18 protein-coding genes are annotated in these 22,186 nt (G+C 64.2%); 11 read left to right on the forward strand and 7 right to left on the reverse strand.

Translation table 11 applies throughout. The annotated features are described in order from the left end of the window. The first annotated feature begins 28 nt into the window (after positions 1-28). The 9 genes from AC0KVN_RS19155 (at position 29) to AC0KVN_RS19195 (ending at position 9,663) form a co-directional block, all read left to right on the forward strand. Complete coding sequence (locus AC0KVN_RS19155) at positions 29-640, forward strand: NADH-quinone oxidoreductase subunit J (RefSeq protein ID WP_004211740.1); 612 nt, start codon at positions 29-31, stop codon at positions 638-640. Continuing rightward, a complete protein-coding gene (gene nuoK, locus AC0KVN_RS19160) occupies positions 637-942 on the forward strand; it encodes an NADH-quinone oxidoreductase subunit NuoK (RefSeq protein WP_004211745.1) in 306 nt (101 codons plus the stop codon). Before AC0KVN_RS19155 ends, nuoK begins: the two co-directional genes overlap by 4 nt. 10 nt (positions 943-952) lie before the next feature. Then, positions 953-3,034, forward strand: coding sequence for an NADH-quinone oxidoreductase subunit L (nuoL, locus tag AC0KVN_RS19165; RefSeq protein WP_435567723.1), 2,082 nt, complete (start codon positions 953-955; stop codon positions 3,032-3,034). After that, positions 3,034-4,587, forward strand: a complete 1,554-nt coding sequence (locus AC0KVN_RS19170) for an NADH-quinone oxidoreductase subunit M (RefSeq protein WP_435567722.1) — start codon at positions 3,034-3,036, stop codon at positions 4,585-4,587. Before nuoL ends, AC0KVN_RS19170 begins: the two co-directional genes overlap by 1 nt. Further along, complete coding sequence (gene nuoN, locus AC0KVN_RS19175; RefSeq protein WP_004211750.1) at positions 4,587-6,023, forward strand: NADH-quinone oxidoreductase subunit NuoN; 1,437 nt, start codon at positions 4,587-4,589, stop codon at positions 6,021-6,023. Before AC0KVN_RS19170 ends, nuoN begins: the two co-directional genes overlap by 1 nt. Further along, entirely contained in the window at positions 6,020-6,733 is a 714-nt protein-coding gene (locus AC0KVN_RS19180; RefSeq protein WP_435567757.1) for a biotin--[acetyl-CoA-carboxylase] ligase, read from the forward strand. The genes nuoN and AC0KVN_RS19180 overlap by 4 nt, the downstream gene beginning before the upstream one ends. A 10-nt stretch (positions 6,734-6,743) precedes the next feature. After that, the gene (locus tag AC0KVN_RS19185; protein ID WP_435567720.1) at positions 6,744-7,526 is read left to right on the forward strand and encodes a type III pantothenate kinase; all 783 of its coding nucleotides are present in this window, start codon (positions 6,744-6,746) and stop codon (positions 7,524-7,526) included. After that, entirely contained in the window at positions 7,523-9,160 is a 1,638-nt protein-coding gene (locus tag AC0KVN_RS19190; protein WP_037507521.1) for a ribonuclease J, read from the forward strand. Before AC0KVN_RS19185 ends, AC0KVN_RS19190 begins: the two co-directional genes overlap by 4 nt. 233 nt (positions 9,161-9,393) lie before the next feature. Further along, positions 9,394-9,663 (forward strand): DUF1467 family protein, encoded by a 270-nt coding sequence (locus AC0KVN_RS19195; RefSeq protein ID WP_007714730.1) that lies wholly within the window; start codon positions 9,394-9,396, stop codon positions 9,661-9,663. Between the two features lie 802 nt (positions 9,664-10,465). On the opposite strand, the gene AC0KVN_RS19200 is transcribed toward AC0KVN_RS19195, so the two are convergent. Continuing rightward, complete coding sequence (locus AC0KVN_RS19200; protein WP_435567719.1) at positions 10,466-11,641, reverse strand: vWA domain-containing protein; 1,176 nt, start codon at positions 11,639-11,641, stop codon at positions 10,466-10,468. A 146-nt stretch (positions 11,642-11,787) separates the two neighbouring features. Here AC0KVN_RS19200 and AC0KVN_RS19205 point away from each other — a divergent pair, with 146 nt between their 5' ends. Beyond that, a complete protein-coding gene (locus AC0KVN_RS19205) occupies positions 11,788-13,152 on the forward strand; it encodes a methyl-accepting chemotaxis protein (protein ID WP_483656330.1) in 1,365 nt (454 codons plus the stop codon). On the opposite strand, the gene AC0KVN_RS19210 is transcribed toward AC0KVN_RS19205, so the two are convergent. Next, entirely contained in the window at positions 13,140-13,994 is an 855-nt protein-coding gene (locus AC0KVN_RS19210; protein WP_435567718.1) for a DUF817 domain-containing protein, read from the reverse strand. The genes AC0KVN_RS19205 and AC0KVN_RS19210 overlap by 13 nt on opposite strands. A gap of 121 nt (positions 13,995-14,115) precedes the next feature. Here AC0KVN_RS19210 and AC0KVN_RS19215 point away from each other — a divergent pair, with 121 nt between their 5' ends. Beyond that, positions 14,116-14,985, forward strand: a complete 870-nt coding sequence (locus AC0KVN_RS19215) for a DUF3617 family protein (RefSeq protein ID WP_435567717.1) — start codon at positions 14,116-14,118, stop codon at positions 14,983-14,985. A gap of 60 nt (positions 14,986-15,045) precedes the next feature. Here the strand turns inward: AC0KVN_RS19215 and AC0KVN_RS19220 are convergent, their stop codons facing one another. The 5 genes from AC0KVN_RS19220 to dnaG all read right to left on the reverse strand — a co-directional run bounded on the left by AC0KVN_RS19220 (position 15,046) and on the right by dnaG (position 22,185). Further along, a complete protein-coding gene (locus AC0KVN_RS19220; RefSeq protein ID WP_483656331.1) occupies positions 15,046-16,092 on the reverse strand; it encodes a hypothetical protein in 1,047 nt (348 codons plus the stop codon). A gap of 250 nt (positions 16,093-16,342) precedes the next feature. Beyond that, positions 16,343-17,188: an AAA family ATPase gene (locus AC0KVN_RS19225; RefSeq protein ID WP_435567715.1), complete on the reverse strand. Its 846-nt coding sequence runs from the start codon at positions 17,186-17,188 to the stop codon at positions 16,343-16,345. A 99-nt stretch (positions 17,189-17,287) separates the two neighbouring features. Beyond that, positions 17,288-17,971: a DUF6975 family protein gene (locus AC0KVN_RS19230; RefSeq protein ID WP_435567714.1), complete on the reverse strand. Its 684-nt coding sequence runs from the start codon at positions 17,969-17,971 to the stop codon at positions 17,288-17,290. A gap of 220 nt (positions 17,972-18,191) precedes the next feature. After that, complete coding sequence (rpoD, locus tag AC0KVN_RS19235; RefSeq protein ID WP_004211766.1) at positions 18,192-20,231, reverse strand: RNA polymerase sigma factor RpoD; 2,040 nt, start codon at positions 20,229-20,231, stop codon at positions 18,192-18,194. A 43-nt stretch (positions 20,232-20,274) separates the two neighbouring features. Further along, positions 20,275-22,185 (reverse strand): DNA primase, encoded by a 1,911-nt coding sequence (dnaG, locus tag AC0KVN_RS19240; RefSeq protein ID WP_483656332.1) that lies wholly within the window; start codon positions 22,183-22,185, stop codon positions 20,275-20,277. Position 22,186 lies beyond the last annotated feature (1 nt).

The raw sequence follows: 22,186 nt of genomic DNA on the forward strand, positions 1-22,186 counted from the left end.
CCGCCGGCGTCAAAGGGAATATGAACCTGTGATCCACGTCCTCGCCTTTTACCTGTTCGCCATTCTGGTGGTGAGCAGCGGCGCGCTCACGATATTGTCGCGCAACCCGGTCCACTCGGTCCTCTGGCTGATCCTGGCCTTCTTCAACGCTGCCGGTCTGATGATCCTGCTCGGCGCCGAATTCATCGCGATGCTGCTTGTCATCGTCTATGTCGGCGCGGTCGCGGTGCTGTTCCTGTTCGTCGTCATGATGCTCGACATCGACTTCGCCGAACTGCGCGCCGGCTTCGTCAGTTATCTGCCGTTCGGCCTGCTGATCGCGCTCGTGCTGCTGGCGGAAATCGTCCTCGGCATCGGCCTGTGGAGCGCCGGCCCGATCGAACTCGCGCAGCGTGCGGCCCCGGCCAATCCGGAACTTTCCAACATCCAGGCGATCGGCGGCATTCTCTACACCCGCTACATCTTCCTGTTCGAGGCGGCGGGTATCGTCCTGCTGGTCGCGATGATCGGCGCCATCGTGCTGACCCATCGTGCCCGTGGCGGCGTCCGTGGTCAGAATGTTGCCAAGCAGAACCGCCGTCGTCCGCAGGACGCCGTGCGCAACATCAATCAGCCCGTGGGGCAGGGGGTGGAGCTGTGATCGGCCTTCAACATTATATGGTGGTCAGCGCCATCCTCTTCGTGATGGGGGTGCTCGGCATCTTCATCAACCGCAAGAATGTCATCATCATCCTGATGGCGATCGAGCTGATCCTCCTCAGCGTGAACATCAACCTCGTCGCCTTCAGCGCCTTCCTGGGTGATCTGGTGGGCCAGGTCTTCTCGATGTTCGTGCTGACCGTCGCGGCGGGTGAAGCGGCCATCGGCCTCGCCATCCTCGTCATTTACTTCCGTGGTCGCGGCACCATCGCCGTCGACGATGTCAACCGGATGAAGGGCTGAGCCAAATCCCATGATCCAGCTTATCGTCCTTCTCCCGCTGCTCGCCGCAGCCATCGCCGGCCTTGGCAACAAGGCTCTGGGCAAGCTGCCCGCTAAGATCGTCACGACCGGCGCGCTGTTCGCAGCCTGCGCCATGTCCTGGCCGATCTTCATCAGCTTCCTGACCGGCCACGCCGAACCCTATGTCGCGCCCGTCTTCACCTGGATCGAAAGCGGCAGCTTCGATGCCCAGTGGGCGCTGCGGGTCGACACCATGACGGCGGTCATGCTGGTGGTCATCACCAGCGTGTCCAGCCTCGTCCACCTCTATAGCTGGGGCTATATGGACGAAGAGCCGGACCAGCCGCGCTTCTTCGCCTATCTCTCGCTCTTCACCTTCGCGATGCTGATGCTCGTGACCGCGAACAATCTGCTGCAGATGTTCTTCGGTTGGGAAGGCGTGGGTCTGGCCTCCTACCTGCTGATCGGTTTCTGGTTCCGCAAGCCGTCGGCCAATGCGGCCGCGATCAAGGCGTTCGTCGTCAACCGCGTCGGCGACCTTGGCTTCATGATGGGTATTTTCGGCACCTATCTGGTGTTCAACACCATCTCGATCCCGGAAATCCTGGAAATGGCCCCGTCGATGGCGGGTTCGACCATCGGCTTCCTGGGTCACCGCTTCGACACCATGACCGTGCTCTGCCTGCTGCTGTTCGTCGGCGCGATGGGCAAGTCGGCGCAGCTCGGCCTCCACACCTGGCTTCCCGACGCGATGGAAGGCCCGACCCCGGTGTCGGCGCTGATCCACGCGGCCACCATGGTCACCGCCGGTGTCTTCATGGTCTGCCGTCTGTCGCCGATGTTCGAAATGTCGCCGACCGCGCTGACCGTGGTCACCTATATCGGTGCCGCCACCTGTCTGTTCGCCGCCACCGTCGGCACCGTGCAGACCGACATCAAGCGCGTCATCGCCTATTCGACCTGTTCGCAGCTGGGCTACATGTTCTTTGCGGCCGGTTGCGGCGCCTATGGCGCGGCGATGTTCCACCTCTTCACCCATGCCTTCTTCAAGGCGCTGCTGTTCCTGGGCGCCGGCTCGGTCATCCATGCGATGCACCATGAGCAGGACATGCGTTACTATGGCGGCCTGCGTAAGAAGATCCCCGTGACCTTCTGGACCATGACGCTCGGTACCCTCGCCATCACGGGCGTCGGCCTGCCGCTCGTCGGCGTCGGTTTCGCCGGCTTCTATTCGAAGGACGGCATTCTCGAAGCGGCCTTCGCGTCGGGCGGTGCGGGCATCGGTGCCTATTATGTCGGCGTGTTCGCCGCGCTGCTGACCAGCTTCTACAGCTGGCGCCTGGTCTTCCTGACCTTCTTCGGCAAGCCGCGCTGGACCCAGTCGGAACATATCCAGCATGCCCTCCATGACTCTCATGGGCACGACGATCACGCCCACGCCCATGCCGGCCATGATCATGACGATCATGCCCACGCACACGCCGATCATGGCCATGATCATCATGCCCATGACGCTGGCGACGGCACCGGTGGCTACCACCCGCACGAAAGCGGCCTGGTCATGCTGATCCCGCTGCTGGTCCTCAGCCTGGGCGCCGTGTTCGCCGGCTTCGTCTTCCACGACCAGTTCATTGGTCCGGAAGGGGGCATCGAGTTCTGGAAGGGCGCCCTGGCGTTCGACAGCCACCTAATGCACGCCGCGCATGAAGTGCCGACCTGGGTCAAGTTCGGTCCGTTCACCGTGATGCTGACCGGCCTGGTCATTGCCTGGCTCGCCTACATCAAGAACACCGACTGGCCGCAGCGCTTCGTCGCCACCTTCGGCGCCCTGCACCAGTTCCTGCTCAACAAGTGGTACTTCGACGAGCTGTACAACTTCCTGTTCGTCAAGCCCGCCTTCGCCATCGGCCGCTTCTTCTGGCAGTTCGGTGACGTCGGCTTCATCGACCGCTTCGGCCCCAACGGGCTGGCTGCTCTGGTCGTGCAGGGCAACAAGATCACCCGTCGGCTTCAGTCCGGCTACCTCTACACCTATGCGCTGGTGATGCTGATTGGCCTCGCCGCGGCTGCAACCTGGGCGATGACACGATAATGGACGGCTTCCCCATCCTCTCCCTGATGATGGCAGTGCCGATGGCTGGTGCCATCGCCTGCCTCTTCGCTGGCGCCAATAACGCGCGCTGGATTGCGCTGATCGCCACGCTGGTCGATCTGGTCCTGGGCATCGTCCTGTGGGTCAATTTCGATCAGTCGGGCGCCGGTGCCCAGTGGCAGTTCACCGAATATGCGCCGATCTTCGGCCGCTTCGCGTGGGCGCTCGGGATCGACGGCATCGCCTTGCTGCTGATCGCACTGACGGTGTTCCTGATGCCGATCTGTATCGGTGCCAGCTGGAACGCGATCAACAAGCGCGTCGGCGAATATATGGCGGCGTTCCTGTTCATGGAGGTGCTGATGATCGGCGTCTTCACCGCGCAGGATCTCTACCTCTTCTACATCATGTTCGAAGCCGGCCTGATCCCGATGTATCTGATCATCGGTATCTGGGGGGGTGCGAACCGTATCTACGCCTCGTACAAATTCTTCCTCTACACGCTGCTCGGCTCGGTCCTGATGCTGATCGCGATGATGTGGATGGTGCATGAGGCCGGCACGACCCGCATCCCCGACCTGATGGCCTACAACTTCGATCCGAAGATCCAGATCTGGCTGTTCCTCGCCTTCTTCGCCAGCTTCGCGGTGAAGATGCCGATGTGGCCGGTCCACACCTGGCTGCCCGACGCGCACGTTCAGGCGCCGACCGCTGGTTCGGTCATCCTGGCAGGCGTGCTGCTGAAGATGGGTGGCTACGGCTTCATCCGCTTCTCGCTGCCGATGTTCCCGGAAGCCTCGGCGCAGATCGCGCCCTGGGTCTGGGGCCTGTCGATGGTCGCCGTCGTCTATACCAGCCTCATCGCGCTGGTTCAGTCGGACATGAAGAAGCTGATCGCCTATTCGTCGGTCGCGCACATGGCGATCGTCACCATCGGCCTGTTCGCCTTCAACCAGGCGGGCCTGGAAGGCGCGATGATGGTCATGCTGGGCCACGGCCTCGTCTCGGGCGCGCTGTTCCTGTGCGTCGGCGTGATCTATGACCGCCTGCACACCCGTGAGATCAACCGCTATGGTGGCCTCGCGATCAACATGCCGCGCTACGCCGTGCTGTTCCTGCTCTTCACCATGGCTTCGGTCGGTCTGCCGGGCACCAGCAACTTCGTCGGCGAATTCCTGTCGCTGATGGGCATCTATCAGGTCTCGACCTGGGCGGCGCTGATCTGCACCACCGGCATCATTCTGGGTGCGGCCTATATGCTCTACCTCTATCGCCGCATCTGCTACGGCGATCAGGTGAACGCCGATGCCGCCGCCATGCCCGACCTGTCGGCGCGTGAAATCTGGCTGCTCGCCCCGATCGCCGCGGCGGTGCTCTGGATGGGCGTCTATCCGGAAAGCTTCCTGGCCCCGATGCGTCCCGACATCCGCGCGCTCGAAGCGCGTCTCGCCCCTGCGGCTCCCGCAGGAGATTCCCAGATCAAGATGGGTGCGCCCAAGCCGGTAGGCGAGGGCCATCATGAAGAAGCCGCTGCGCACGGGGAGGCGCACTAATGATCGAAACCGCTTCCCTTCTGGCCGTACTGCCGGAACTCATCCTCACCGGCTCCGGCCTGGTGCTGATGCTGATCGCCGCCTTCGGTGGTGACCGCTCGACCCATGCCGTCAACTGGCTGGCGGTGCTTGCACTGCTCGCCGCCGGCCTCAGCCTCTGCACCTCGATGGCGCATGGCCCGGTCGCGTTTGACGGCCTGGTCCGTGCCGACGCCTTCTCGGTCTATGCCAAGGCGCTGATCTATGGCGCGGCCGGTGCGGCCATCCTGCTGGCCCCGCGCTTCTTCGCCACCGGCGGCGCGCTGCGTCCCGAATATGCCGTCCTGATCGTCTTTGCCGCCATCGGCATGGGCATGATGGTTTCGGCTGGCGACATGCTGACGCTCTATGTCGGCCTGGAAATGAACAGCCTCGCGTCCTACGTGTTGGCCAGCTTCATGCGCCAGGACGAGAAGTCGTCGGAAGCGGGCCTGAAATATTTCGTGCTCGGTTCGCTGGCCAGCGGCATCCTGCTCTACGGCATCTCGCTGCTCTACGGCTTCACCGGTTCGACCGCGTTCGACGGCATCGCCATCGCCATGGGCGACGGCGTGTCGAAGGGCGAGTTGTTCGGCCTGGTCTTCGTGCTCGCGGGCCTCGCCTTCAAGATCAGCGCCGTGCCGTTCCACATGTGGACGCCCGACGTTTATGAAGGCGCGCCGACCCCGGTCACCGCCTTCTTCGGCAGCGCGCCCAAGGTCGCTGCGATGGGCCTGATGGTCCGCGTCGCGATCGAAGCGCTCGGCCCGGCCGGCCTCGACTGGCAGCAGATCATCATCTTCGTTGCGCTCGCGTCGATCCTGTTCGGTGCGGTCGCGGCGATCGGCCAGACCAGCATCAAGCGTCTGATGGCCTATTCGTCGATCAACAATGTCGGCTTCGCGCTGGTCGGCCTCGCCGCCGGCACGCCCGCCGGCGTTGCCGCGACGATGAGCTACATGGCGATCTACGTCGTCATGACCATCGGCGCCTTCGCCTGCATCCTCCAGATGCGGGATGCCGACGGCAAGCCGGTCGACACGATCGCCAGCCTTGCCGGCCTGTCGCAGTCGCGCAAGGGCCTGTCGGCCGCCTTCGCGATCTTCATGTTCTCGATGGCTGGTATCCCGCCGCTGTTCGGCTTCTGGGCGAAGTTCCTGGTGTTCGATGCCGCGGTCGCCGCCAACCTGACCGCGCTCGCCGCCTTCGGCATCGCCATGTCGGTGATCGGCGCCTTCTATTATCTCAAGATCATCAAGACGATCTATTTCGACGAGCCGGCCGCGCCCTATGAGGCGAAGGGCGGGGCGGTCGAGAATATCATCATGGCCGCCTGCGCCATCGTGATCGTCTTCGGTTATCTGCTCAACCCGCTGCTGGACAAGGCCAGCGCGGCTGCGGCGGCTTCGCTGTTCTGACGCAGTTTCGCACCGTAGAAGAAACCGGCTCCACCAATGCCGACATGCTGGCATTGGCGGAGCAGGGTGAAACCGAGGGCCTCTGGCTGCGCGCAAAGCGGCAGTCCGGAGGCCGCGGTCGTTTGGGCCGGGCGTGGGAAAGTCCGGTCGGCAATCTCTATTGCTCCACCCTGATCCGGCTGCAGCCGGGCGACCCGATTGCGCACACGCTGGCGCTGGTCGCGGCGAACGCCGTCCATGCGCTGGTCGCGCCGCTCTGTGCCGGGCAGGCGCGGATCAAATGGCCCAATGACATTTTGGTCGACGGCGCGAAGATAGCCGGCATCCTGCTGGAACGCACCGGCGATGCCGTGGTCGTCGGCATCGGCATCAACGTCACCCATTTTCCGCAAGACCTCGACCGTCCGGTCACCAGCCTCGCAGCGCAAGGCGCGACCGGGGAGGGGGCGGACGCCGCCGCGCTGCTGGAGCGCCTCGCCCAGCTCTTTGGCCATTGGCTGGCGATCTGGCGCGCCCAGGGCCTCGATCCGGTGCGCACGCACTGGCTGCTCAATGCCCATCCGACCGCCACGCCGATGCGCGTCGTTCAGCCCGACGGCGACGTGGTGGAGGGCGGCTTCGGCACGCTCGACAGCCAGGGCATGTTGATCCTGCGCTTGGCGAATGGCGATACCCGTGCCATTCATGCCGGCGATATCTTTCTCATCTGAGGGTTCGGCCATGCTTCTCGCGATCGACGCGGGCAACACCAATGTCGTTTTCGCGCTGCTCGACGGGCGTGAGATCAAGACGCGCTGGCGCATCGCCACCGACCCGCGCCGCACGGCCGACGAATATGCCGTGTGGCTGAACCAGCTGCTGATGCTGGAAGGCTATGCCATGGCCGATGTCGACGCGGTGATCGTCGCCACGGTCGTGCCGCGCGCGCTCCACAATCTTCAGGTGCTGGCCGACAAATATTTTAGGACGACCGCGCTGGTCGCCGGCCAGGGGCTGGTCGACTGGGGCATTGAACTGGACGTGGCGGAACCGGCCTCGGTCGGCGCCGACCGGGTTGTAAACGCGATCGCGGCCCACCATCTTTATGAGGGCGACCTGATCGTCATCGACTTCGGCACGGCGACCACCTTCGACGTGGTGGATTATCGCGGCGCCTACAAGGGCGGCATCATCGCGCCGGGCATCAACCTGTCGCTCGATGCGCTGGTGGCGGCCGCAGCCAAGCTGCCCCGCATCGCCATCGCCCCACCAGAGAACCGATCGGTTATCGGTCGGACCACGGCCGACGCCATGCTGATCGGCGTCTTCTGGGGCTATGTGGCGATGATGGAGGGGCTGGTCGCCCGGATGCGGGCCGAGATCGGCCGCCCGACCAAAGTGATTTCGACCGGAGGACTCGCCGTCCTCTTCAATGACAATAGCGATATTTTCGATGCGATCGCGCCCGACCTGACGATCCAGGGCCTCGCATTGCTGTACGAACGGAGTTTACAGACAGAATGACACCCAAGGACGAGCTGCTCTTCCTGGCCCTTGGCGGCTCGGGCGAGATCGGCATGAACGTCAATCTTTATGGTTGCCAGGGCAAATGGGTCATGGTCGATCTCGGCCTGACCTTTGCCGACCCGCTTTATCCCGGCGTCGAACTGGTGCTGCCCGACCTTGCCTTCATTGAGGAGCGCAAGGACGATTTGCTCGGCATCGTGCTGACCCATGGCCATGAAGATCATATCGGCGCCATCCCCTATCTGGCGGCGGACCTGGGCGTGCCGCTCTATGCCACGCCCTTCACCGCGGGCCTGATCCGGCTGAAGCTGGAAGAGGAAGGCCTGACCAAGGAGGTCAAGCTCCACGTCATCGAGAATGAAGGCAGCTTCAATCTTGGTCCGTTCGGCTTCCGCTACGTGCCGCTGGCCCATTCGATCCCGGAGGGCAATGCCGTCCTGATCGACACGCCGCACGGCCGCATCTTCCACACCGGCGACTGGAAGCTGGACGCCGCCCCGCTGCTTGGCCAGCCCTCCACCCCGGAGGAACTGACCGCGATCGGCGACGAGGGCGTGCTGGCCTTGGTGTGCGACAGCACCAATGTCTTCAATCCAGAACCGTCGGGTTCTGAAAGCACCGTGCGCGATGGCCTGATGCAGACCGTCGCGGCGGCGAAGGGCCGCGTGCTGGTAACCACCTTCGCCTCCAACGCCGCGCGCGTGCAGACCCTGGGCGAGGTCGCGGCCGCCACCGGGCGCAAGCTGTGCGTCGCCGGCCGCTCGCTCGATCGCATCATCAGCACCGCCAAGGCCGCCGGCTATCTCAAGGATTTCCCGCCGCTGGTCGACTGGGATGATGCGATGGACCTGCCTCGATCGGAAGTGATGTTCATCGCCACCGGCGGCCAGGGCGAGGCGCGCGCCGCGCTCTCGCGCATCGCCTTTGACAGCCACCCGATCAAGCTGGCCGAGGGCGACACCGTCGTCTTCTCGTCCAAGCAGATTCCGGGCAATGAAATCGCGATCGGCCGCATCCAGAATGCGCTGGCGACCAAGGGCATCATCATGGTGACCGACCGCCAGGCCGAGGTCCATGTCTCGGGCCATCCGGGCCGCCCGGAACTGGAATCCATGTATCGCTGGATCCGCCCCGCCATCCTGCTGCCGGTTCATGGCGAGCGTCGCCACATGGCGGAACAGGCGCGGCTTGGCCTCGCCACCGGCATCCCCGATGCCGTGGTCCAGTCGAACGGCGACCTGCTGCGCCTGGCACCGGGCAAGCCGACGATCATCGGTCATGAGGATACCGGCCGTCTGGTGCTTGACGGCGACGTCATCCTGCCCGCCGACGGCGCGACCATGAACGAACGGCGCAAGCTCGGCCTGCACGGCCAGATCAGCGTCGCCGTGGCGCTCGACGCCAAGAACCGCCTGATCGGCGAACCCGTGCTGCGCACCCAGGGCGTGCCGGTGGAGGAAGACAAGGATGCCTTCCTTGCCGAAGCGGCCGAGGAAGCGGCGGCAGCCGTCGCCAAGGGATCTATGGAGCAGGAAGCCCTGCGCGAACGCCTGCGCCTCGCCGTGCGCCGCACCGCGACGCGCTGGACCGGCAAGAAGCCGATCGTCGACGTGCTGCTGATCCGCGCATGATATGAGAGTGCCGTTCGCCATCCTGCGGGAGCAAGGCGAACGGCGCTTTCGCTGACAGCCGGAAGCCGAAAAAGTAGAGCCTGATTCACGCCATCGGTGAAAGCGCAAAGCGCTTCCACCTCAAACGATCAGGCTCTAGGCTCGGGCTGATCAAAATTGAATCGTCATGGCGCGCGAAGTGCCGCGATGACGGGAGAGGATAGGGGCATGCGCTGCAATAACGGGCGGGCCGGATGAACTGGTACGCCATCTTCGCCATCTATGTGCTGTTCTGGGTGATCAGCGCCTTCCTCGTCCTGCCGTTCGGCCTGCGCACGCCCGACGAAACGGGCGAGCTACTGCTGAAAGGCCAGGCGGACAGCGCCCCCAGCAACTTCCGCCCCGGCCGCGTCATGCTCCGCGCCACCCTGCTGTCGGCCGTCCTGTTCGGCCTCTATTATGCCAATTATGTGCAGGGCTGGGTCACGATCGACAACATCCCCGGCCTCCATCCGCCACGCTGAGCGGGGATGACGGAGTTGGGTTGGAACAAGACATAGCCCCTCCCTTCCAGGGAGGGGTTGGGGTGGGTGGCGAGCGTAGCGAGCTTCTGCCCTATCGACCGTAGACCGCCGCTACGCGGCGCACCCACCCCCAGCCCCTCCCTGAAAGGGAGGGGAGTAGGAAACGTCCGCAAGTGGTCGCTATCTTCCATTCCCAACCCCGTCATGCCGGGCTTGACCCGGCTCCCGCTTGTCTCGCTTTGCGAGCGCGCCCCGACCAAGAGCGCGCACCCTCTGCCCTATTCGGCCCGTTCATGATCTACTCCAGCCATGAACGGCCGTCTCTCGCTCGCAAGCATGTCTAGAATTGTCGCGCCGCTGTCGCGTCCCTGTCGCCTGACTGTAGCGTCGGTGGTGCGGGACAGTGACCCTGATCGTGACGCAATAGCCGCGCCACAGGCGCGTGGGTGTCGCGTCGCTGGCGCGTGACAGGTGCAAAAGGCCCGAAATGGCCCGACGACACTGTGAACTTCGGGCCGAAATAAACTGTCGCGTCAACCACCCGACACGCCGACCCTCAGGGGTGGCGAATTCGCGCTGTCCTACACCGCGCGCCTCCGCCATAATGCGGACGGCTCTTTGACCTGTCGGATATACCCGCGCGCCGCGGAGGCCAGCCCTAGGGGCGATCGACATTCAGATGATGACGTGACGAAAATGGTGGTTTTCCGTGACCCGGAGCGCAGCGTACTTAAAGTACGTGAGCACCGGAAGCGCGGGAAACCGCCATTTGCAGGCCGTCAGGGCTGGATGTCGATCGCCCCTACCGCTTGCGCGTCAGCTCCCGCATAGCCTCGTCCAACCCCTCCAGCGTCAGCGGATACATGCGCTCGTTCATCAGGTCGCGGATGATGCGGGTCGACTGGCTATAGCCCCAATGTTCCGCCGGCGCGGGGTTCAGCCACACGGTCGCGGGATAGGTATGGGTGACGCGCTGCAGCCAGACGGCACCGGCTTCCTCGTTCATATGCTCCACCGATCCGCCGGGATGGCTGATCTCATAGGGGCTCATCGCCGCGTCGCCGACGAAGATAACCTTATAGTCATGGCCATATTTGTGCAGTACGTCCCAGGTCGGGGTGCGCTCGGCAAAGCGGCGGCGATTATCCTTCCACACGCCTTCATAGAGGCAGTTATGGAAGTAGAAGAATTCCATATTCTTGAATTCGCTGGTCGCGGCCGAAAACAGCTCCTCGCACAGCTTGATATGCGGGTCCATCGATCCGCCCACGTCCAGGAACAGCAGCAGCTTGACCGCATTGTGCCGCTCGGGCCGCATCCGGATATCGAGCCAGCCCTGCCGCGCGGTGCCGCGGATCGTGGCGTCCAGGTCCAGTTCGTCGGCCGCGCCCTCCCGCGCAAAGCGGCGCAGCCGCCGCAGCGCCACCTTGATGTTGCGGGTGCCGATCTCGCGATTGCTGTCCAGATTGGCGAATTCGCGCTTTTCCCACACCTTGATGGCGCGCTTGTGTCGGCTTGTCCCCCCGATCCGCACGCCTTCGGGATTATAGCCGCCATGGCCGAAGGGGGACGTGCCGCCGGTGCCGATCCACTTGCTGCCGCCCTGGTGGCGCTCCTTCTGCTCCTCCAGCCGTTCCTTCAGTATCTTCATGATCTCGTCCCAGTCGCCCAGCGACTTGATCTTCTCCATCTCCTCGGGGCTGAGGAACTTCTCCGCGACCAGGCGCAGCCATTCCTCGGGTATCTCCGCCTCGACCCCGTCCTGGCCCAGCAGCCCCTTGAACACGCGGGCAAAGACCTGATCGAACCGGTCGATCAGCCCCTCATCCTTCACATAGGTGGCGCGGGCGAGATAATAGAAATCCTCCGGTCGCCGCTCGATCACGTCGCGGTCCAGCGCTTCCAGGAGCAGCAGATGCTCCTTGATGCTGGCGGGGATGCCGGCGGCGCGCAGCGCGTCGAGGAAATTGAGCATCATGGTGCCGATCTTGTCGGCCAGCGCGCCGGGCGATGCAAGCGCCGGGCGGATCGCATTGGCGAAATATTAAGTGTTGCGCCGCACGGTAAACAGTTCAGTATTCATTGTGACAGTTAAGTTGCGGGGGCGGCTTGGAAAACGGAGAATTGTTGGCTGACCTGGGGGAACGGTCGGGCGACATAGCATTGCAATGCAGCGAAACCGCTGGATTTCTGGGCGAAGTGAACCGCCGGATCCAGGGCGATTCGGCGCGCCTGTCGGACTTGCAGGCGAACATGCAGACGCTGACCGCAAGCCAGAATGAGAGCGTGGCGGCGGCCCAGGAACTGAGCCTCACCGCCGGACGCGCCGGGCGCATCATTGCCGAGGGGCATGATGTCATCACCCTGTCGCTGGGCGAGGTGGCGGGGCTGGTCGAACATGTCACCGGCCTTGAAGGCCATCTGCGCCAGTTCCTGCAGGTGATTGAGGCGGTGGGCGGCATTTCCGACCAGCTCGGCACGATCGCCCGCCAGACTCGCCTGCTGGGTGTCAACGCCGCGATCGAGGCGGCGCGCGGCGGCGAGGCGACGATGGGTTTTGCCGTGGTGGCGGAGGAAATCCGCCGGCTGGCCGAACAGGCGGCCGAATCCTCGGCCTCGGTCGGCAGCAAGCTTGGCCAGCTCGACCGCGATGCCCGCCATCTGATCGGCGGGGTGGAGGCGAATATCCAGCGCGGCCGCGACGTCGGCACCCATATCGACCAGCTGCGCCTGTCGATGGCGGAAATCGCCTCGCTGGTGACCCAGTTCGGCGAGCGATCCAGCGCGATCGTCGCCTGCACCGACGAGGCGGACGCCCATGTCGCGGCGCTGGATCAGGGGCTGGCGCTGTTCGGCCGCTCCTCGACCGAAAGCGCGGGGCGTGTCGACATGGCCCGCGACAAGATCGAGACGCTGGAGAGCCTGGCCAACGACATGCTCAACACCGCAGCGCAGAGCCGCCTGCGCACCCGCAACAGCCATTATATCGCGCTGGCCGAGGATGGCGCGGCCGAGGTCGCGGCGCTGATCGAGGATGCGCTGGCCCGCGGCGAACTGTCGCAACAGGCGCTGTTCGATCGCAGCCATCGACCGATCGCGGGGTCTGAACCGACCCAATATCAGACCGGTTTCACCGCCTATGCCGATCTGCGGGTGCGGCCGCTGCTCGACCGCGATACCGCGAAGGACGCGACCATCATCGGCTGCTGCCTGATCGACATGGACGGCTATCTGCCCACCCATATCAGCGCGCGCAGCCAGCCGCAGCGCATCGGCGATCCGCGCTGGAACATGGAACATGCCCGCAACCGGCAAATCTTCATGGACGCCCAGACCCGCCGCGCGCTCGACGGCGACGATGATTTCTACCTCTTCACCTATCGCCAGAATCTGGGGGAGGGGCGCTACCGGGCACTGCGCAGCGTGTTCGTGCCGCTGCGCTTCGCCGGGCGCCGCTGGGGTCTCTATGAGGTCGGCTATCTGATCTGATCCACCCGCCTTATGCCGTGGATCAGCGAGACCAGCACGAAGGAGATGATCATCAGCAGATACCAGGCGCCCAGCTTCATCAGGCTGACCATCTCCCATCCATGGCGCTGGCTGGGGTAGGTCCAGGCATTGGCGAAGGTGCCGATATTCTCCGCCAGCCAGATGAACAGCGCGACCAGGAAGAAGCCGAGCAGCAGCGGCATCCGCCGTGGCTCGCGCCAGGGCGTGAACCAGATCCAGCTGCGCCCGAACAGCAGAATGGCGGCAGCGAACAGGGCGATCCGCACATCGGGCAGCCAGTGATGGGCGAAGAAATTGACATAGATGGCGCTCGCCAGCAGCACTGTCGCCCAGACCGGCGGATAGCGGCTGAAACCGAAGTCGAAGATGCGCCAGACCCGCGCGATATAGCTGCCGACGGCGGCATACATGAAGCCGGAAAAGAGCGGCACCGGGCCGACATGGAGCAGGCTTGCCTCCGGATAGACCCAGCTTCCCGCATGGGTCTTGAACAATTCCATGATCGTGCCGATGAGGTGGAAGGCGCAGATGACCAGCGCCTCGCGCGGACTTTCCAGTCGCAGGGCCAGCATCGCGATCTGGATCGCGATCGCCGACAGGGTCAGGAAATCATAGCGATGCAGCGGCGCGCCGGCGGGATAGAAAAGATGGGTCGCGAGTAGCAGGGCCAGCATCAGTCCGCCGAACAGGCAGGCCCAGCCCTGCTTGAAGCCGAACAGCAGGAACTCATAGGTCCAGGCGCGTGGCCCCGCCGCGACGCGGACCGATTCCAGATGGGCGCGTATCCGCGCAAAGCGGGTCGCGCCCGTGGGGTCGTTCATGTCCCGATGTCTAGCGCGCCACGGCCCGGACGCCAATCATTCCGGCCCCGACGAAAGGGCTTTGCAGCGCGCGCATGATCGTTAAGCTGACGGAACGACAAAAAATGAGGAGAGGCTGCCGATGGCGGGACGGCGATGGACGCGGGGTCTGGCTTTGACGCTGCTCGGCGCGTCGGGCGCGGCGCTGGGGACCGATACGCCCCAGCAGGCCGAGGACGAGATCGTCGTGATCGCCGCCCGGATGAAGATCATCAACATCGAATATGCGCTTCGTGGCCCCTGGCTCAAGGCCTGCAATCTCGACGGGACGACCGGCACGCCGGCGGCCGACCGGGCGATCTGCATGTTATTGCAGCAATGCCTGCTCGACGGGAAGACAAGGCGCGAAGAGGCCAAGCAATGCGTCAATGCCCGGATCGATGATCTCGCCAATCATCGGGGCACCCTGCCTGCACTGGTAAGCGAGGCTGCGCTTGAAACCGCCGCTGCCGGGCAGGATGCACAAGCGGACGAAGCGGAAAAATCGGACGCGATCATCGTCACCGGCGCGCGCCATGCCATCAATCCTGGCCTGTGGCGCTTTACCGAGATCGGGACCTATGTAAGCAGCATATCCGGACATCATCCTCCCGGCACCCGCCAGTGGGAGGCGTGCATCCCCGATCGCCGCGATGACCTGGCGATCCGCTATGCCGTGGAGGGGCCACCCCGGCCGGCTGGGGCCGGTGGCCCGCATGGATGCCGCCAATGGCGGGTCACTGTGTCAGGGCGAAAATTCGAGGGGCGACTATATTGCGGCCGTGCGCATGGCGGCTTTTCCTATGGCAGGATGAACGGAACGGTCACGGGCGATGGGTTGGAGGCATCTGCCGAACACAAGACGGTTGGCGGACGGGGGCCGCGCGGGAAGGGGCCCGAGAAGCCGCGCTTCTTCGGGAGCCTGAAGACGGAATTGTCGGGGGAGCGCGTCGGCGTGTGCCCCGGTCGCTGATCGGAAGCGAAAGGGCGCTCCGGATAATGTCCGGAGCGCCCAGGATTTTCTAAAACCGCCTCAGTTGGGCTTGCGCGCGCCCTGGCTGATCGTAACCTCTCCATTGGCGGCATAAAGTGCCGTGGCTTCGGCCTGGGCGGTCTGGGGATCCTTGCCGTCCAGGATCGCGGCGATCTGACGGCCGCTGGGCACCTTGTCATAAACGCCGTAGAGATCAGTCTGGCCGACCATATGGATCGACAGTTGATAGCCAAGGTCGCGGGTGGCGGGATCGAAGGCGAGGACGGTGCCGCTATCGTCGACCGGCACGATGATCGCGCCATCGCTGCGCCCCGTCTGCTGCAGCATGTCATAGCTGCCCTGCGCGGTCTGGACGGTGCCGCGAATGCACAGATTATCCTTGCCCTCGCGCGGGATGCGGACTTCCTGCGGTACGGGCTGGCCGGCGGTGCCGCTTGGCACGGCCTTGGTCAGACGCGCGTCGCCGCCATCACCGGTTGGACAGGCACCGAAGCTGGCCGGGCTGGTCGCGTGCAGGCTCGCAGCATCGTCGAACTTCAGGCCGGCCAGCATGCCGTCCAAACCGGCCAGCACCTCGGCGCGGCGTTCGGTCGGCCCTGTGACGCGCAACTTCACCATCCAGCGTCCGGCATGGGCAAAAGCGGCGGCCGTCGTCAGCGCGCCATCGGCGGCATCATCATAGACGGCGCGGATGGCCGTGCCCGCGCGGCCGCCGGCGGCGACGCTGTCATAAGCGGTGCGATGGGTCTTGCCGCCGAACCGCTCCATCACCGCCTTGTCGGTCATGTAGGCCGCAAGCGAAGCGTCGGCATAGGCGGGCAGATAGACATAGAGGGTCGCCTGGATGGCGCCATCCTGCGAGATATATTGGGCATAATTGTCGATGCCCTTGCCGCCGTTCGATACTTCGCCGCTCTTGGTCAGCGACAGGCTGGTGACCGTCTGCGGCAGGCTGATGCCGGCGGCGGTGGCACGTATGGCAAAATCGCTGGGCGTCCATGCCTCGATATCGTCCGCCGCCTGCGCCAGCGAGGGCAGGGCCAGGCAGAGGGCCATCGAACATAGGAACAACGCACGTCGGAGCATTGGCATCCTCTCTCTCGATCCAGACCGTCTTGGCGCGGCCTTGAATGACAGGGGATCAGGAAATCACGTATTCCGCAGGGGCGCAAGCCGCCTTCACGCTGCCGGTGCTATTTGCCCCGGAAATTGCGACAATTGCGGGCCGTGACAGGCCCATTGCGGTGCAGCATCGGTCCGGATGACGCCTTCGGCCACGACTAGGCCGGGTTCGCCCCATGTGAGGAGCGCGATTCGGCAAGGCTGGCGGGCGGCCTCAGCGCCCCTGGCGTCGCGCCATGAAGGCCAGCCGTTCGAACATCATGATGTCCTGTTCATTCTTGAGCAGCGCGCCATGCAGCGGCGGGATCGCCTTGCTCGGATCGGCATTCTGCAGCACGTCGAGCGGCATCTCCTCGTTCAGCAGCAGCTTCAGCCAGTCGAGCAGTTCGGATGTGCTGGGCTTCTTCTTGAGGCCCGGCACTTCACGAATGTCATAGAAAATGTCCATCGCCCGGCTGACCAGCATCTTCTGGATGCCGGGGAAATGGACATCGACGATCGCCTGCATCGTCTCGCGATCCGGGAACTTGATATAGTGGAAGAAACAGCGGCGCAGGAAGGCGTCGGGCAATTCCTTCTCGTTGTTCGAGGTGATGATGACGACCGGCCGTTCCTTGGCCGCGACCGTCTCGCCGGTTTCATAGACATGGAAGGCCATGCGATCGAGTTCCTGCAACAGGTCGTTGGGAAATTCGATATCGGCCTTGTCTATCTCGTCGATCAGCAGGACGGGCAGGGTGGGGGAGGTGAAGGCCTCCCATAGCTTGCCCTTGCGGATATAGTTGGCGATGTCATGGACCCGCTCGTCGCCCAACTGGCCGTCGCGCAGGCGGGCGACCGCATCATATTCATACAGGCCCTGATGCGCCTTGGTCGTCGACTTGACGTTCCATTCGATGAGGGGGGCGTTAATGGCCTTGGCGATTTCCTGGGCCAGCACGGTCTTGCCGGTGCCCGGTTCGCCCTTCACCAGCAGCGGCCGGCGCAGCAGCACGGCGGCATTGACCGCGACCTTCAGATCGTCGGTGGCGACATAATCCTGGGTGCCTTCAAAGCGCATGGCTCTCTTCCGTTCCATCCTTGCTGGAGGACCGGACTAGGCAAAGCGGGATTGGGGCGCAACGCGTTTGTGCGTTGCGGCAAGCGGTGGGGCGATGGATCAGGCTGGCTGTTGCCGGCGGATGGCGGCGCGCGCCTCCAGCACATCCCACAGGCCGCGATGCTGGGCCAGGAGCTGGCGTATGCCGAACTGGATCGCGCGATCAACGGCCGGATCGCCACCAATGGCGCGCGCCACGTCCAGCGTTGCCCGATGATCGGGCAAAGAGCAGGGAACCGGTTCGATGCCGGCACGAAGCGCGGCAATGTCCAGCAGCTTGCGCACGGCGCGCCAGTCCAGCACCAGCGCGATCGCTGCGCCCATGGCGCAACCGCGCCGGTCGGACTGGGCCAGCATGTCGAGCGCATGGCGCTGCTGGCTGATGATGGTTTCGCAACTGCTCTGGCCCGCCGTGCTGGGGGCGGGGCCGGCGGCCACGGTGACCTGGGTCAGATAGGCGCGCTCCCGCGCAAAGGCGTCGGCGGCCTCGATCAGCCAGCGGCGCGCAGCATTGTCGACCGAGCGGGTGGCCGCGTGATTGATCACGCCAGGATGGCGACCATGGAGCAGGCAGAGATAATAGGCGGCATCGGCAAGGTCGGGCAGGCCAAGGCCATCGCGCGAGCGGGCATCCTGGCTCGCCTGGGCCAGATAGCTGTGGCTATAGCTGCCATCGGCCCGAACCAGCATGTCCAGGATTTGCGCAATATCGTCGCCCCGGCGCAGCGCCGTCACTTCGCTCATAGAAATTTCCCTGTGGCAACGGCGTAAGGGGCGCCGCTGGGCACAATTTAGGGCAAGGTGCGTAAACGCCGGGTTAAACTTGTCGCTTCGGCTGGTCGCAAATGTGGCACCAATGGTCTAGGCCGTTATGGTTAACAAATGATGCTATCGTCTTGAAAAACAAAAGGCCCGGCTGGAATGTCCGGCCGGGCCCTTGTTTGAAGCGATAATCTGACCGGATTTACTGGTCGAGGAAGCTGCGCATCTTGCGGCTGCGGCTGGGGTGCTTCAGCTTGCGCAGCGCCTTCGCCTCGATCTGGCGGATACGCTCGCGGGTCACGCTGAACTGCTGGCCCACTTCCTCCAGCGTATGGTCGGTGTTCATGCCGATGCCGAAGCGCATGCGCAGTACGCGTTCCTCGCGCGGGGTCAGGCTGGCAAGGACGCGGGTAACCGTTTCCTTGAGGTTCGCCTGGATCGCGGCATCCACCGGGATGATCGCATTCTTGTCCTCGATGAAGTCGCCCAGATGGCTGTCTTCCTCGTCGCCGATCGGCGTTTCGAGCGAGATCGGCTCCTTGGCGATCTTCATCACCTTGCGCACCTTTTCGAGCGGCATCGACAGGCGCTCGGCCATTTCCTCCGGCGTGGGCTCACGGCCCTGCTCGTGCAGGAACTGGCGGCTGGTACGGACCAGCTTATTGATCGTTTCGATCATGTGGACCGGGATACGGATGGTCCGCGCCTGATCCGCGATCGAACGGGTGATCGCCTGACGGATCCACCAGGTCGCATAGGTGCTGAACTTGTAGCCGCGGCGATATTCGAACTTATCGACTGCCTTCATCAGGCCGATATTGCCTTCCTGGATAAGGTCCAGGAACTGCAGACCGCGGTTCGTGTACTTCTTCGCGATGGAGATGACGAGGCGCAGGTTCGCCTCGACCATCTCCTTCTTCGCGATGCGCGCTTCACGCTCGCCCTTCTGCACCATGTTCACGATGCGGCGGAATTCGCTGAGCGACATGCCGGTCGCCTGGGCGATCTCGCTCACTTCGTTGCGGATGCGCTCGACCGCGCGGCCTTCGGCAGCAGCAAAGGCGGCCCATTTCTTGTCGAGGCCCTGCACCTTTTCCAGCCAGGCATCGTCCAGTTCATGGCCCATATAGCGCTCAAGGAAGTCCTTGCGGCTGACCTTGTGGCGCTCTGCCAGGCGCAGCATCTGGCCACCCAGCGCGGTCAGGCGCCGGTTATAGGCATAGAGCTGGTCGACCAGATATTCGATCTTCTGCTGGTGGAACTGGACGCTCTCGACCTCGGCGGTCAGCTGCTCGCGCAGCTCATGATAGCTGTCCTCGGCCTTCTGGCTCAGGCTCTCGCCGTTCGCCATGGCGACCATGCGCGATTCCTGGGCCTTGGAGAAGGCGCGGAAGATTTCGGTGATGGTCGCGAACTTCTCCAGCGCCATCGGCTTCAAAGTCTCTTCCATCTGGGCGAGGGACAGGGTGTTGTCCTCTTCCTCGTCCTCCTCGCGACGGGCGCGGGGCGCACCATCCTCGTCCTCGTCGCCGTCGGCGGATTCCTCCTCCGGCTCTTCCTCTTCCTTGAAGCTGGGGCCAGCGGTCTTCTCGCTGATCTCGCCATCATCATCCTCGGCGCCTTCCTCCATATTTTCAGGAGCAGGATCCTTGGACAGCATGGCGTCGAGATCCAGGATCTCGCGCAGCTGCATCTCGCCATTGTTGAGCGCGGTCGACCATTCGATGATCGCGTTGAAGGTGGTCGGGCTTTCGCACAGACCCAGGATCATCGTGTCGCGGCCGGCCTCGATGCGCTTGGCAATGGCGATTTCGCCCTCGCGGCTGAGCAGTTCGACGGCGCCCATCTCGCGCAGATACATGCGCACGGGATCGTCGGTGCGATCGACCGTTTCCTTCTTTTTCTCGGTGACGAGCTTGGGGCCGTCATCGTCGCTCGAATCATCGTCGGCGTCGTCGGCTTCCTCGCGCTCGCGCTGCTCGTCGCCGTCTTCGCTCGCCTCTTCATTCTCGACGATGTTGACGCCCATTTCGTTGAGCGCCGACATGATGTCCTCGATCTGCTCGGAGGACATCTGATCCTGCGGCAGGGCGTCGTTCAGTTCGTCATAGGTGATGTAGCCGCGCTTCTTCGCGCGGGCGATCAGCTTCTTGACGGACGCTTCGTTGAGGTCGAGCAGGGGGGCATCGCCATCCTCGCCATCGCCCATCCCGCCATTCTTGCTGTTCGCCTTGGTCGCCATCTATTCGCCTTAACTCCGTCGTCCCAACAGGAACGAGCCTCAATCAAACAATGTCTTCGGACTGCGCCAGTTCCGCCAGGCGGCTGTCGTGATCGGCTTTCAGCGCGCGGATGCGCTGCTGTTCAGCGAAATTCTCTTCGCTGAAGTCGCTCTCGAACCGTCTAGTAGCCTCCGCCAGCGCCGTTTCCAGCTCCGGTCCTTGCGCCATCACCCGGATGGCCTCGTCCAGGTCGCGTTGCACGCGACTGGGGTCGGTTGTCATCCTATGTGGGGTGAATGTGAACGTATCGGCCCGGAGCATCCCCTTAGCCATATTATACAAGTCACCTTGCCCCAATATGGTAAGGAGGGCCTGCGTTTCAACTGTTTCTTTGCGGAAGGATGCGGCGATCATCGCATCCAGCAATCGCGCCAGCGCGGGATCACCGATTCGCAGGCCTGACAGCGTCTCGCGGTGTGGGGCAATCTGCTCAGGATCGCGCAGCAGGCTGGCCAATATCGCCCGCAGCAGCCGATGTTCCATGCCGCTCGCGCCGATCTCCCGCGCCTCGTTGCCGGCGGGCGGGACGGGGGGCTTCCAATTGCCCTTCTTGTCGCGCTGCCAGCCGGCGCGGGCGCCACCGCCACCTCGCGGGGCGCGCTGGCCGCCGCCAAACCGATCCGGCCGGGCAAAGAAGAGCGCATCATAACGCTCCCGGAATGTCTGGGCATAGAGCGCGCGGACATCGGGATGCTGGATCGAGTCGCTATGGGCGGCTAGCCGCTGCTTGAGCGCCGCCTTCTGTTCGGGCGTGTCGAGCGGACCGACTTTCTGCTCATGCTCCCACAGGCGATCGACCAGCGGCTGGGCGCCAGCCAGCACGGCGTCCATCGCGCGCGGCCCCTCGGCACGGAGCAGGTCGTCGGGGTCTTGCCCGGCGGGCAGGGTGGCGAAGGCCAGGCTGTGACCAGGGCGCAGCAGGGGGAGGGCGCGGGTCGCCGCGCGGATCGCCGCCTTCTGCCCGGCGGCATCGCCGTCGAAGCACAATATCGGCACCTCGACCATCTTCCACAATCGTTCGATCTGATGCTCGGTCAGCGCCGTGCCGAGCGGCGCGACCGCATCGCCGAAACCGGCCTGGGCCAGCGCGATCACGTCCATATAGCCCTCGACCACGATCACCCGGCCGCTCTGCCGGCTGGCGGGGGAGGCGCGGTCGATATTGTAGAGGGTGCGCCCCTTGTCGAAGAGCGGCGTGTCGGGCGAGTTCAGATATTTGGGTTCGCCCTGGCCGATGATGCGGCCGCCAAAGGCGATCACCCGTCCGCGAATGTCGCGGATCGGCAGCATGAGGCGACCACGGAACCGGTCATATGTGTCACGTTTTTTGGTTTGGCCGCCATCCGGCTCGGCACCGTCAGGGTCGATGAGCAAGCCGGCCTCGACCAGCATCGGCTCGCCAAATTCCTTGAGCGCGCCTTTCAGCTTCCCGCGCGAATCCGGCGAATAGCCAAAGCCGAACGTGCGCCGGGTCGCATCGCTGATGCCGCGCTTGGCGAGATAGGCGCGGGCGTCGCCGCCGTCGATGCCGCCAAGCTGGTCCTCGAAGAAGCTCTGCGCCGCCGCCATTGCGTCATGCAGCCCCTTGGCCTGCTCGGCGCGCTTGGCTGCGCGCGGATCGGCGGCGGGCACTTCCATGCCGGCGGTTGCCGCCAGTTCCTTCACGGCCTCCATGAAGGGCAGGCCGCGCTGGTCGGTCATCCAGCGGATCGCATCGCCATGCGCTCCGCAGCCGAAACAGTGATAGAAACCCTTCTCGTCGTTGATCGTGAAGCTGGGCGTCTTCTCGTTATGGAAGGGGCAGCAGGCCTTATACTCGCGGCCCGCCTTCTGCACCTTCACGGTCTTGCCGATCAACGTCGAAAGCGACGTCCGCGCGCGCAACTCATCCAGCCATTGGGGCGTGAGGGTCAAC

This window comes from Sphingobium sp. SG1, from assembly GCF_057063145.1.